Below are 11,749 nucleotides of genomic sequence, written 5' to 3' on the forward strand. Positions count from 1 at the left end.
CTCGGAGGGTTATGCGACCCCTCGGTCGGCGGCTCGGGTGGTGGCGGGCTCGGGCAGCGGTGCGGCCGGCTGGCGGCGCTTCTCCCGCAGGATGGTGCGCAGCACGCGCATCCCGTCGCGGATCGCGCGCAGGTTGCTCTCGCCGTGGATGCGGCACCGCTCGTGGCTCGGCACCTCGACCACCTTGAGCCCGGCCTTGGCGGCGCGGACGTTCATCAACGTCTCGACTTCGAAACCGTCGCAGTCGAGGTCGAGAACGCTCAGGTGGCGGGACCAGAAGGCGTTGTAGCCATAGCACAGGTCGGTGTACTGCGTCCCGTAGAAGAGGTTGACGAGCTTTGTCAGAATCAAGTTGCCAAAACGACGGCTGAACGTCAGGTCGTCGCTGTTTCCGCCGGAGGCGTAGCGCGAGCCCTTCACGAAGTCGGCGCCGGTGACCAGCGCGCCGACGAAGGTGATGATCTCGTGCCCGTCGGTCGAGCCGTCGGCGTCGATCATCACGATGATGTCGCCGGTCGCGGCGTTGAAACCGGCGGCCAGGGCGTCGCCCTTGCCGCGTCCGGTCTGCGTTACGATCTTCACGTTCGGGCGCAGCCGCCGGGCGACCTCCACCGTGTCGTCGACGGAGTTGCCGTCGACCAGCACGATCTCGTCGATCCACTGGGGCAGGGTCGCGAAGACGTGCGGGAGGTTCTGCGCCTCGTTCATCGCCGGGACGACCACGCTGACCGTGGGCGCGATCGCCAGGTGCGGCGTGATCGGCGTGAAACGCTCAAGGGGCGGCATGGATCGCAGGGGCGCGACCTGGATCTTGCCATTGATCTTGGTGTGCTCGGGACTCATGGTGCGGACGTTCCTTCCGGTTCCGCGGCGTCGCCTGGGCCGGAGGCGGGCCATTGACGGAGCCTGTGGGACTGAGGGTGTGCTTGGTGCTCTGGGTGCCGGGGTGAGTGGGGGAATCGCTCAGCGCGCCCCCGAGGGTTCTTGCGGTTCGGGTCGCAGATGGGTACGCACCCGGCCGAAACCCTTGAGCACTCGATCGGCTGCTCTATAGAGAGACGGTCGATCGAGGACGATTGTTCGTGCTTTGTTGAAAGGAGTTCGTCCCGCCCAGTGCACGGCGGCGGTCGCGGAGGGCCGGGAGATCCGTCCCTCGCTGACGTAGAGGGTCCCGCTCTTGAGCCAGTCCTTGTACTCCTTGCCGCCCTTGCCCATGTCCACCTGCTGGATTCCGGCACGCGCGGCGTGCTCGGCCATCTGCATGTGGTGCACGATGCCGGGGGAGTAGCGGGCGTACTCGGTGTCGTAGGCGGGGAACCAGCCGACCAGGGTGGTGGCGGTGCGCAGGCCGAAGTGGCCGGCCACCGGCACGTCACCCGCGTAGAGCATGGTGAGGACGCCGCCGAAGTCGGGCGTGCCCAGCGCGTGCATGCGCTCGGTCAGCTCGACGATCCACGGCTGCGCGAAGCGGTCCACCCGGCCGGTGCGGCGGTACTGGTCCGACTTCCACTGCAGCAGCGTGCGCAGGACCTCGGGGTCCTTGGAGTCCCACTCCAGGCGCAGTTCGCCCTGCTCGCGGCCGAACTTGCGCTCCTTGTAGCGGACGGTCTTGAGGTTCTTGGGGGAGTTCTCCTTCACCTGCTCCAGCCAGGCGTCGAAGCCCGAGGTGAAGTCCATCACCGGCGCCGGGCGCACGTCGTTCTCGAACGGCGCGAAGCTCGGCTGGCCGGCGACCATGTGGTCGAACTCGAACACGTTGAGCCGGCAGGCGCGCAGCAGCGCCTTGGCGTCGAGCTTGAAGCCGGGCGTGGAGATCAGGCCGTGGCAGGTGGTGAGGAAGCCGCCGAGCGGCTTGCCGATGCCGAAGGCGTGCCGCTCGTAGGGGAAGAAGGCCTCGCCATCGTTGATCACCGCGACGCGGACGTAGTCGCGCAGCGCGTCCATGGCCAGCGCGAACTCCACCGACAGGAAGGGGTTGTCCAGGCTCGGGTCGGCTTTCTGCAGCTCGCGCCAGCGCGCGACCTCGCTCTCGCCGAGCAGACCGGGCCGGGTGACCCGGATCGCCGTCCTCGCCCCTCCCATTACTGGGCCCCCTCTTCGGTCAAAGAGCTCTTCCCCCGGTAAAGCACGCGCAGGACCCACAGGAACCCGCCGAGGATCGCCACGGTCAGCACCCCGGCTCGCGGAGACCACGCGTCGAAGAGAAGCATCGCCTCGGCAAGGAGAACGTTAAGGACGAGACTTGCCGCGGCGCCTACTGATAGTGCGGCGAGCGGGTCACGATCGCGCAACAGTCCGACTACGGCGGCCCCGGGAACGACCAGAAGGAACATGGAGATCAATAGCGGGCGCAGGGGCGTCTGTATGTCGGCGAGTGAGATCGCCGCGCCGGCCAGGCAGGCCGCGGCGACGATCCAGGTCAGCACTCTCCGATGGTTACGCATCTGCTCGCTTTCTCCTGAGTCATGGCGGGGTAGATCCATTGTCATGGGACCAATCCGGACTTGGGCACGTCAATGCCGACGCTTGGCGAGCGCCGAAGGTTTACGTGGAAAGCGAGAAATCTCTGTGGCCTTCGCCACAGAGTCGTGATCCGCCGTGCCCCCGAGTCGGTCTCAGCACACCAGGATGCCCTATCCCACCCCGACACTTCGACCCAAGGTCCGGTTTGTGGTCATTTGTCACATTTATGTGATGCTTAGGGGAAATCTAGCGACGATCTGCTGAAGCGGGGCTGAGGAGACCTGAAGATCAGCAGGTCATCCGGAGTCCACCGACCCACCGGCAACCCCGGCCCCGCAACCTTCGGGCAACCCCGGCCCCGCGGCCTCGGGCAACCCTGGCCCCGCAACCTGGGCAACCCTGGCCCCGCAACCTGGGCAACCCCGGCCCTCCCGGCAACCCCGGCCCCGCAACTCCCGGCAGCCCCCGCCCCCGACCTTCCCGGCGGTCCGGCCGGGGCGGTCAGCCGGTGGTGTCGAAGCCCTCGGGTTCGGCCGGCGGGTCGGTCTGCGTGCTCTGCGGCGACTCGCTCGGCCCGGGCCCGGGAGAAGGCCGGTCGGTGCCGGGCCCCCCGCTGGGCGGAGGCTCGTCGCCCCGCCAGGAGATCGAGCACGTCCCCCCGCCCCCGGTGGAGCTGACCGTCACCGTGCCGAGGCCGGACGAGGTCGGGTCCTCCACGATCACGGTGACCGACGCGCTCTGCCCCATGCCGAGCCGCCCGCCGCTCTGCCCCAGGCTGAGCCCGCCGGTGACCTTGGCGCTCCAGGTGACCGCCCCGTTGCGGGCGCTAAGCCGTACCGAACCGGAACCGTCGATCGCGCCCGGGCAGCCGACCGTGAGGCGCGCGGCGGGCGGGTTGGGACGGCGGGTGCGCGGCCCGGCCGCCGGCCGGGTCGTGGCCGGCGGATCGGCCTGCGGGCGGCGCGGCGTCGGGGTGACCGGCCGGGAGGTGCCGGGCTCGGGGGTGGGCTCGGGCTCCTCGGTCTCGGCGGGCGCCTCGTCCTCCTCGGTCGGGAACTCGTCCGGGGCGGGCAGCGAGGGGTCGCCGGTGGCGGCCCCGGTCGGGGAGAGGCTCATGGCGGTCCGCTGCGGCCCGCCGTCCTGCCCGAGGTAGGCCACCGCGCCCGTGCCGAGCAGCACGCAGGCGGCGGCGACGATCACCGGGGCGAGCCGGCGCGGCCGGCGGCGCGAGCGGCGCGGCTCGGCGGCGACCGGGAAGCCGGTCTTGTCGAAGCTCTCGGTCCGCTCGGTGATCAGCGTGCGGGTCTGGTCGTACTCCGGCCCGGCCGAGGTGTCGATCACGCGGCGGCGCAACGAGATCGGCGGGAAGGCGATCGGCATCAGCTCCAGGAGCCGTCCCGCGGCGACCTGGCGGTGCTTGCCCTCGGTGCAGACCTCGCACCCGGCGATGTGCCCGGACAGCCGCCGGCGCAGCAGCGGGGTGAGCGGCCCCTCCCAGGAGTCGAGCATCGCCGACAGGTCGGGGCAGTGCGCGCGGCCGTTGCGGGCCAGGACCACGGCCGCGGCGGCGTTCTCCATGTGGTCGCGGGCGCGGGTGAGCCGGCCGGTGGCCTGCCGGGAGGTCAGGCCGAGCACCGAGCCCACCTCCGCCGGGGTCAGCCCGTGCCGCAGCGACAGCTCCAGCACCTCGCGCTCGTTGCGGCTCAGCTCGCCGAGCGCCTCGTGCACCAGTTCGGCCAGTTCGGGGTCCTCCGGGTCGTCCAGCACCGGGGGCGGGGTGAGCTCGGCCGGCCGGGTCTTGACCCGGGCCACCGCCTGGAAGCGGGTCAGCGCGTACAGCCACGCCCGCAGCTTGGCGACCTCCTTGAGCTGCTCGGCGCAGCCCTGCGCGGTGATCAGCGCGTCGTGCACCGCGTCGGCCGCGCTGTCACGGTCGCCCAGCAGCGAGCAGGCGTAGTCGTGCAGGCGCTCGGCATAGGCGTCGTACAGGGTGGCGGAGGCCTGGCCGTCGGCACGCCGGAGCGCCTCCATGAGCTGGTGGTCGTCGGCGCGATCGACAGTCGGCCATCCGGGCACGGAAGCTCCTCCCCGCGGAAACGTGCGCTACACGCAGGGAGGACGTGGGTCCGTGCCATCCGGATGGCCGCTCATAACCAGCGGGCATCGCCCGCCCCGGCTCTGCCCGCCGTACGGCAAGCGGAGCGCGTGCGCTCTGCCCGCCGTACCGCGAGCGGAGCGCGTGCGGGTCTGCCCGCCGTACGGCAGGCGACCAAGGCGCGGTGGGCGGGGCCGGTCAGCCGTCGCACTGCGGCGCGCACAGGCGCCGCGCCATGCCCTTGAGGAAGACCTCGCGCACCCCGAGCGGGTCCTTCACGATGAAGGCCTCGCCGCCGGTCGCCTCGGCCAGCGCGTCCATCCGGGCCTTGCCCTTGGGCGCGTCCGGCCCGAACGCGATCAGCAGGAGGTTGACCGGCTTGTCCGGGTCGTAGGTCTCCTTGAGGTAGCTCAGGATCTCCTCGTCGCTCACGCCGCCCTGCGGGTCGTCGTTGCCGGCGCCGTCGGTGAGCACCAGGAGCACGTTGATCTTGTCGTCCTGGTACCCCTCGCTCATCTGCCCGTAGGCGGCCTTGAGGGTGTCGTTGAGCCCGGTGTCGCCGGGGGTGGCCTGGGCGGCGCTGACCGTCTGGGCGAGCAGGTCCTTGCGGAGCACGCCGTTGATCGGCTCGCCGAGCGGGCCGACCGGGACCAGTTCCTTGTAGTCCTTGCCCTGGCCGTCGAGGTGGGTGGAGAAGGCCCAGGCGCCGATCTCGTCCTTGGCGTCGTAGATGCCCAGGCCGCCGAGCGCGGTCTTGGAGATGACCTGCATGCGGGTCATCGGCGGGTTGGTGCCGGGCACGGGGTAGGCCATGGTGCCGGAGACGTCGAGCAGCGCCAGCAGGCGGGTGCCGAGGTTGAGCCGGCTCCACGACTGGGCCATGCTCCCGACGGTCTTGGGGTCGGGCGCGGCCAGGGCCTGCGGCGCCTTGGCGGTGAAGCCCTTGTCGGCGGCGAGCACCGCCCCGGCCTTGCCGTCGGGGGTGCGGAAGCCGTTGTCGCGCAGCGCCTTGCGGGCCGCCTCGCCGCCGAGTTCCTTGGCGAAGCTCTCGGCGGCCTTGCGCGAGGTGGCGTCCGGCGTGATCGGGATGAACGGGTAGTCGAGGCTGAGCGTGCCCTCGGCGGGGTAGAGCGGGACGACCGGGGCGTCGGGCTTCTTGGTGTTGTGCGCCCAGATGCCCTGCTCGGAGGCGACGCCGATGGGCATCTTCTTGCCGGAGCGCACGGTCAGGCTGGCCAGCAGCGGCGCCTGCTCGCCGACGACGCCGCGGGAGAGCTCCTTCAGCGCGCCGACGACCGCCTTCTGGTCGGTGCCCGCGGCCTCGGCGGCGCCGGAGGCGGCCAGCAGCGCGCCGAGCCCGGCGGAGTTCTTCTTGGGGTCGAGCGCGAGCACCCGGATCTTGCCGGCCAGGCCCTCCTGGCTGACCACGTTGGCCGCGCTGATCATGCCGGCCCAGCTCGGTTCGAGCTGGCCCTTGAGCTTCTCGGCGGAGGCGGCGGAGGTGGCCAGGACGATGGGGGAGCTCGCGATGCGGGCGGCGGCCTCGGGCGGGCTGACGCCGTCCCCGGTGCGGAGCTGGCCGAGCCACAGGCTGGAGTCGGCGATCCACACCTCGCCGGGGAACTTGCCGGCCGAGACGGCGGCGGCGGTCTTGGCCGGGCTCTCCTTGGCGACGGTGACCGCCACGCACCGGCCGTCCACGTCGTGGGCGGCCTTGTTGTACGTCTGGGCGATCTTGTCGACGACCGGGTGGATGTCGGGGGCGGCGACCACGCGCAGCGCGATCTTCTCGCCGGAGCAGCCCTGCTCCTTGTTGAAGATCACGAAGGCGGCGACGCCCAGCAGCACGGCGAGGGCCACGGCGCCGGCCAGCGGCACCAGCACCCGTCCCCGCCCGCTCCGGCTGCGCCGTCGGCTCGGAGCCGGCTGGTGGCCCGGTTGGTACCCGCGGTACCCGTCGTCGTGATCGTCTGTACGGTGTCGCCCCACGGTGTCCTCTTCGCCTGTCCTGCCGGGACCGGAGACCCTGGCGGGAGATGCTCCTCCGACGTGCTCCGAAACTTTGAGGAACGATACTCGCTGGGCTTTATGCGGCAAAACCACCGTTTTGCTGGGACGATAACGATCAGTCGCCGCCGGCTCGCCGTCAGTGGCAACATCCGTGGCCCTGCCACGCCCGCCTCCCCTCGCGCACGGCCACCACCGCCAGCGCCAGGGCGACCGCCGGGTCCACCCACCACCAGCCGGCCGCCCCGGCGGCCTGACCGGCCAGGACGCCCGCGGCCGCGGCGGCGCAGATCAGGTTCTGGGTGCCCTCGCCCGAGGTGGCCGGCGAGCCGAGCCGCCGGCCCAGCCGCCGCTTGGCCAGGCCGAGCCCCGGCATGCTGACGAGGCTGACCACGGTCACCGCGATGCCGAGCACGGACGTCGCCGCCCGGTGGCCGGCCTCCAGGTCGTGCCAGACGTGCAGCACCAGATAGGGCGCCAGCAGCCAGAAGCTCACCGCGACCGCGCGCTGCGCCCGGTGCTCGGCCTGCTCGCTGAGCAGCCGCCCGCCGGAGAAGCGCCAGACGACGATGAGGCTGGCCAGCGCCTCCACGAGGGCCGACAGGCCCCAGCCGATGAGCGCCACCGAGTGCGCCGACAGCCCGGCGGCCAGGCCGAGCACGCTCTCCACGCCGAGCCAGGCGAGGGTGAGCACAGACAGGGTGCGGGCGCGGCGCGCGTCGCGGAGCCACGCCTGATGCGATTCTCGCTGTTCAAGCACTCTACGTACGCTAGCGGGCGCGTAGCGTGACAATCGCCCGGGATGGGGAAAAGCGGCCAAGATTGATCTGTGCCCTTCACTCCCGCCCACGTCGCAGCCGTCCTCCCGTTCGCCTCCTCGGCGCGGTTACGCCGGGTCCTCGACCCGTGGGCGCTCGCGGCCGGAGCCATGGTGCCGGACCTGCCGCTCTTCATCCCGTTCCTGCCGGAGTACATCAGCTGGCACGACGCGCGCGGCGTGCTCACCTACGGCGTGGTCTCGGTCGTGATCCTGCTCGGGCTGCTCCAGCAGGTGTTCTGGGAGCCGCTGGTCTCGCTCCTGCCGCCCGCCTTCGCCGCCCGCGCCGCCGGGCTCCGGCCGTCCTTCCGCCCGCTGCCCGTGGTGGCCGGGGCGATCGTCGGCGGGCTGACGCACGTCTTCTGGGACTCCTTCACGCACGAGCGCAGCCTGTCCATCTGGGGCTGGTCGTGGCTCGGCGAGCCCGTCTACGGCTCGGTCCGGATGTACGGGCTGCTGCAGTACCTCAGCTCGGTGGCCGGGCTCGCGCTCATCCTGTGGTGGAGCCGCCGCGGCCTGCTCCGGCTGGCCCCCGAGACCCTCCCCGCGCGGCTCGCGGCCGGCGCCCGCACCCGGCTGACCGTCTTCGCCGCCTGCGCCGCCGGGATCGTCGCCGGCGCCCTCGTCTGGCCGCTGATCAAGGTGCCCGACCCGGCGCTGGGCCTGCGCGCCTGGGTCACCAAGGCCGGCGCGGGCACCGTCATCGGCCTCGCCGCGGTGCTGGCCGTCCATGCCGCGGTGTGGCACTGGCAGTATTCAAGACGTGCTGGAGTACGTGACTGACCTCGACGATCCCCGCCTGCTCGACTACACCGGGCTGCGGGACGTCGAACTGCGCAAGAGCCTGGAGGCCGAACTCGGCCTGTTCCTCGCCGAGGGCGAGAAGGTGATCAGGCGGGCCGTCGCCGCGGGCCACCCGATCCGCTCGGTTCTGACCACCGAACGCTGGCTGCGCACCCTCGACCTGCCCGCCGAGGCCACCGTCTACGTGGTGAGCGACGACGTCATGTCCGGCATCGCCGGCTTCCAGGTGCACCGCGGGGCACTGGCCTCGCTGGAGCGGCTGCCGCTGCCGTCGGTGGCCGAGATCATCGAGGGCGCGTCGCGGATCGTGGTGCTGGAGGACATCGTCGACCACACCAACGTCGGCGCGATCTTCCGCAGTGCGGCGGCGCTCGGGGTGGAGGCGGTCGTGCTCTCGCCGCGGTGTGCCGACCCGCTCTACCGGCGGGCGGTCAAGGTGTCGATGGGAGCGGTGTTCGCCGTGCCGTACGCGCGGCTGGAGGACTGGTTCGACGGGCTGGCGGCGCTGAAGGGGTTCCAGACGCTGGCGCTCACGCCCGACCAGGCGGTGACGCCGCTGGACGAGGTCGCGCTGGGGGAGCGGGTGGCGCTGCTGCTCGGCTCGGAGGGGCACGGGCTGAGCGAGCGGTGGCTGCGTGCGGCCGACGAGCGGGTGTGCATCCGGATGAGCCCGGCGGCGATGGCCGCGGGTGTCGACTCGCTCAACGTGGTGGCCGCGGCGGCCATCGCCTGCCACGGCCTGATGCGGAGCGGCCCGCCCGGCTGAGTCGCGGGGGAGCGGCGGTGGGCCCGGGTGGCCTCGACGTGGTCACCCGGGCGGAGGACTCAGAGGCCGGCCGGCATCCGGGTCCTGTCCGAGACCTGCGAGGTGGTCGACAGCTTCTCGTCGTGGGCGGCGCTCCCGTCCTCGTGGGTCTCCTCCATCCGCAGCGCGACGCCGAGCGCGAAGAAGGTGGGCGCCCACTGGCCGACGAAGATCCCCCAGCGGTCGGCGCGGTCGATGCCGGCCGGTTCGGCGTTCTTCGACGCCACCCAGGAGGCGATCGAAAGGCCGATGGAGGCGAAGCCTGCGGTGTACATGAGCGTCGACTTGACGCCCATCTTGTGCAGCGTGCGGATCATGTTCTCTCCCCGATCTGTGACGAGGGGTCCATTACCCGCTGGCTCGACGCCGGATTCGGGTTTTCGCGGGTTTTGCCAGTCTTTGCCGCGCCAAGGGCCCGGGTCAGCCGTTGAGGCGGTCCTCGGCGTAGTCGAGCAGCGCGGCGGCCGTCCTGAAGCGGCGCTCGTCCTGGTCGCCCAGCAGCACGCCGACCAGGCGGCGGCCGGCCCGGTCGGCGGCGAAGGCGAGGCAGAAGCCGGCCGCGTTGGTGAAGCCGGTCTTGACCCCGATCACCCCGTCCGTCCTGGCGAACAGCCGGTTGGTGGTACGCCAGGTGTGCTTGCCGGTCCGGTGCACCCGCTTGGCCGCGATGGCGCGGAAGGCCGCGTCGCCGAGCGCGGCCTGGGTGAGCCTGGCCTGGTCGGCCGCGGTCGAATACCCGCTGTACGGCAGGCCGTCGGCGTTGGTGTAGCGCGTGTCGGCCAGGCCGAGCGTGCGGGCGGCGGCGTTCATCTTGGCGACGAAGGCGCTCTGCCCGGGGCCGTACCTGCGGGCCAGCGCGTGCGAGGCGTCCGCCCCGGAGGGCAGCATGACGCCGTGGAGCAGGTCGAGTACGCTCAGCCGCTCGCCCTTGCGCAGGGCCGCGCTGGTCGCGCCGTTGGCGGCGGCGTGCCGTACGTCGGACTTGGTGACGGTGATCAGGTCGGTCAGTTCGGCCTCGGTCCGCGCGGTCTCGCGCAGGACCACGTAGGTGGTCATGATCTTGACCAGGCTGGCCACCGCCGCGCGCCGGGCCGGGCGCTTGGCGTAATGGACCGTTCCCGCCGAGTCGATCAGGTAGGCCGACCGGGCGGCGACCGCCGGGGCCTGGGGCCCTGGCGTCCGGGTCGCGGCCCCGGCCGGGCGGGTGGTGATCTCCGATGGCGCGGCGGCCACACCGGACATCACCAGGACAACTGTGCTCAACACCCCCATGATGCGCATGCGCGCCAGCATGGCAGGAACTTGACTTCGTTTCCGGGAGATCGCCGGATGACCTGGGTAAATGATCGCTATCGCCAGTAAACCGGGGGAGATCACCATGGCAGGGAAGTTCGTCATCACCAAGGACAAGCGCGGCGAGTTCCGCTTCAAGCTGCTGGCCGCCAACGGCCAGACCATCGCGGTGAGCGAGGGCTACGCGAGCAAGACCGCCTGCGTCAACGGCGTGGAGTCGGTGCGCAGGAGCGCGGCGGAGGCGACCGTCGTCGACGAGAGCGCCGGCGAGACGCTCACGGCCGTCTGAACCCGGTCAGGGGCCCTCGTCGACCGTGGCGAGGGCCTGCTTCCTGGCGCGGCGGCGATGCCACCACCACGCTCCGGCGGCGGCCACGGCGACCAGCACGAGCCCGGCGGTCAGCGGCGAGGTCGCGGCGAGGCTGAGCCAGCCCCACACCAGCGCGGTCAGCCCGAACCACCACATCGGCGCCCAGGTCAGGCAGCCCAGCGCGCTGGCGACGACGTACCAGGGGTAGGAGACCCGCAGCGCGCCCGCGACCCAGGGCAGGGTGTGCCGCAACATCGGCACCCAGAAGCACCCGTAGACCGCCAGGGCGCCCCACTTCTCCACGATCCGCTCGATCTTCCCGATCCGTTCGCGGCCGAGCCGGACGCCGATCTTCGAGTCGTAGAGCTTCTCGCCGAGCCGGCGCCCGATCCAGTAGTACGCCTGGAACGCACCGAAGAGGGCCAGGATGAGGATCGCCCCCACCAGCCAGTACGGCAGGCCGAGCCAGAACGGCCGCGAAGGATCAGGGATGACCACAAAGCTCGGCATTCCGTACATCACCTGCCCAAAGCGAACATTAGGTCAGCCTTACCTTAGGTGATCCCGGTCCAGGGTGTCACACCAGGTTGCAAGTCTCGCGGACCCGCTTGCAAGCGCCGGGAAAGCCCCGGGCAACCGGGGCGGTTTACACCTTATGCATGACCTCGAGAACCGCCACCGTCCTCGCCACCGGCACCGCGCACACCGCCAAGCTGTTCGTGGCCGCGCTCGCCTTCACTGGCGCGTACGTGGGCTTCTCGGCCTACGACACCGCCAACTCGGCCCCCAAGCCGCAGCCGGTCGCCCTGGTCGCCCAGGCGGTCCAGGTCACCACCGCCGCGACGGCCGAGCCCGGCACCATCACCGTCGCCACCCGGTCCGCCGGCGCCTGCGCCAAGGCCCTGCGCGCCGAGACCGTCGTGATCAGCCCCGACCCCAGTGACACCGTCCTGTACGGCTGGCGGCTGCAGCGCTGGAGCGCCACCGCCAAGCAGTGGCGCACCCACCTGGTCGAGCACGGCGGCTTCTACGCCGCCCGCAAGACGCTCCAGTGGGAGACCCGCGTGGCCGACAACCCCGGCTGGTACCGCTTCGAGCTGGCCGTCGAGGGCGGCGAGACGGTCAGGAGCGAGCGCTTCCAGGTGAGCTGCTGAA

13 protein-coding genes are annotated in these 11,749 nt (G+C 71.6%); 4 read left to right on the plus strand and 9 right to left on the minus strand.

Features of this window, described 5'->3' with window-relative positions:
* Positions 1 to 9: 9 nt before the first annotated feature.
* The 6 genes from AB0I67_RS39950 to AB0I67_RS39975 all read right to left on the minus strand — a co-directional run bounded on the left by AB0I67_RS39950 (position 10) and on the right by AB0I67_RS39975 (position 7,325).
* The gene (locus AB0I67_RS39950) at positions 10 to 897 is read right to left on the minus strand and encodes a glycosyltransferase family 2 protein (protein WP_357935423.1); all 888 of its coding nucleotides are present in this window, start codon (positions 895 to 897) and stop codon (positions 10 to 12) included.
* A 66-nt stretch (positions 898 to 963) separates the two neighbouring features.
* On the minus strand, positions 964 to 2,082 hold the full coding sequence (locus AB0I67_RS39955) for a GNAT family N-acetyltransferase (protein WP_357935426.1): 1,119 nt from the start codon (positions 2,080 to 2,082) through the stop codon (positions 964 to 966).
* Positions 2,082 to 2,426, minus strand: coding sequence for a hypothetical protein (locus tag AB0I67_RS39960; protein ID WP_357935429.1), 345 nt, complete (start codon positions 2,424 to 2,426; stop codon positions 2,082 to 2,084). Before AB0I67_RS39960 ends, AB0I67_RS39955 begins: the two co-directional genes overlap by 1 nt.
* Positions 2,427 to 2,964: 538 nt before the next feature.
* Entirely contained in the window at positions 2,965 to 4,539 is a 1,575-nt protein-coding gene (locus tag AB0I67_RS39965) for an RNA polymerase sigma factor (RefSeq protein WP_357935431.1), read from the minus strand.
* A gap of 217 nt (positions 4,540 to 4,756) precedes the next feature.
* On the minus strand, positions 4,757 to 6,442 hold the full coding sequence (locus AB0I67_RS39970; RefSeq protein ID WP_357935433.1) for a substrate-binding domain-containing protein: 1,686 nt from the start codon (positions 6,440 to 6,442) through the stop codon (positions 4,757 to 4,759).
* Positions 6,443 to 6,704: 262 nt separating this feature from the next.
* The gene (locus AB0I67_RS39975) at positions 6,705 to 7,325 is read right to left on the minus strand and encodes a cation transporter (RefSeq protein WP_357935435.1); all 621 of its coding nucleotides are present in this window, start codon (positions 7,323 to 7,325) and stop codon (positions 6,705 to 6,707) included.
* A gap of 69 nt (positions 7,326 to 7,394) precedes the next feature.
* On the opposite strand from AB0I67_RS39975, the gene AB0I67_RS39980 reads away from it, so the two are divergent.
* Positions 7,395 to 8,165 carry a DUF4184 family protein gene (locus AB0I67_RS39980; protein ID WP_357935436.1) on the plus strand — a complete coding sequence of 257 codons (771 nt, stop codon included), beginning with the start codon at positions 7,395 to 7,397 and terminating at the stop codon, positions 8,163 to 8,165.
* The gene (locus AB0I67_RS39985; RefSeq protein ID WP_357935439.1) at positions 8,113 to 8,952 is read left to right on the plus strand and encodes an RNA methyltransferase; all 840 of its coding nucleotides are present in this window, start codon (positions 8,113 to 8,115) and stop codon (positions 8,950 to 8,952) included. The genes AB0I67_RS39980 and AB0I67_RS39985 overlap by 53 nt, the downstream gene beginning before the upstream one ends.
* Positions 8,953 to 9,011: 59 nt before the next feature.
* On the opposite strand, the gene AB0I67_RS39990 is transcribed toward AB0I67_RS39985, so the two are convergent.
* Both AB0I67_RS39990 and AB0I67_RS39995 read right to left on the minus strand, forming a co-directional pair.
* Positions 9,012 to 9,308: a hypothetical protein gene (locus AB0I67_RS39990; RefSeq protein WP_357935442.1), complete on the minus strand. Its 297-nt coding sequence runs from the start codon at positions 9,306 to 9,308 to the stop codon at positions 9,012 to 9,014.
* Between the two features lie 103 nt (positions 9,309 to 9,411).
* The gene (locus tag AB0I67_RS39995) at positions 9,412 to 10,263 is read right to left on the minus strand and encodes a serine hydrolase (protein WP_357935504.1); all 852 of its coding nucleotides are present in this window, start codon (positions 10,261 to 10,263) and stop codon (positions 9,412 to 9,414) included.
* A gap of 106 nt (positions 10,264 to 10,369) precedes the next feature.
* On the opposite strand from AB0I67_RS39995, the gene AB0I67_RS40000 reads away from it, so the two are divergent.
* Complete coding sequence (locus tag AB0I67_RS40000; protein WP_357935445.1) at positions 10,370 to 10,573, plus strand: DUF1508 domain-containing protein; 204 nt, start codon at positions 10,370 to 10,372, stop codon at positions 10,571 to 10,573.
* Between the two features lie 6 nt (positions 10,574 to 10,579).
* Here the strand turns inward: AB0I67_RS40000 and AB0I67_RS40005 are convergent, their stop codons facing one another.
* A complete protein-coding gene (locus AB0I67_RS40005; protein ID WP_357935448.1) occupies positions 10,580 to 11,104 on the minus strand; it encodes a VTT domain-containing protein in 525 nt (174 codons plus the stop codon).
* Positions 11,105 to 11,253: 149 nt separating this feature from the next.
* Between AB0I67_RS40005 and AB0I67_RS40010 the strand changes: the two genes are divergently transcribed.
* Positions 11,254 to 11,748: a hypothetical protein gene (locus AB0I67_RS40010; protein ID WP_357935451.1), complete on the plus strand. Its 495-nt coding sequence runs from the start codon at positions 11,254 to 11,256 to the stop codon at positions 11,746 to 11,748.
* The last annotated feature ends 1 nt before the right edge of the window (position 11,749 follow it).

It is taken from the genome of Nonomuraea sp. NPDC050310, assembly GCF_040655795.1.
In the GTDB taxonomy this organism is placed as follows: Bacteria; Actinomycetota; Actinomycetes; order Streptosporangiales; family Streptosporangiaceae; genus Nonomuraea.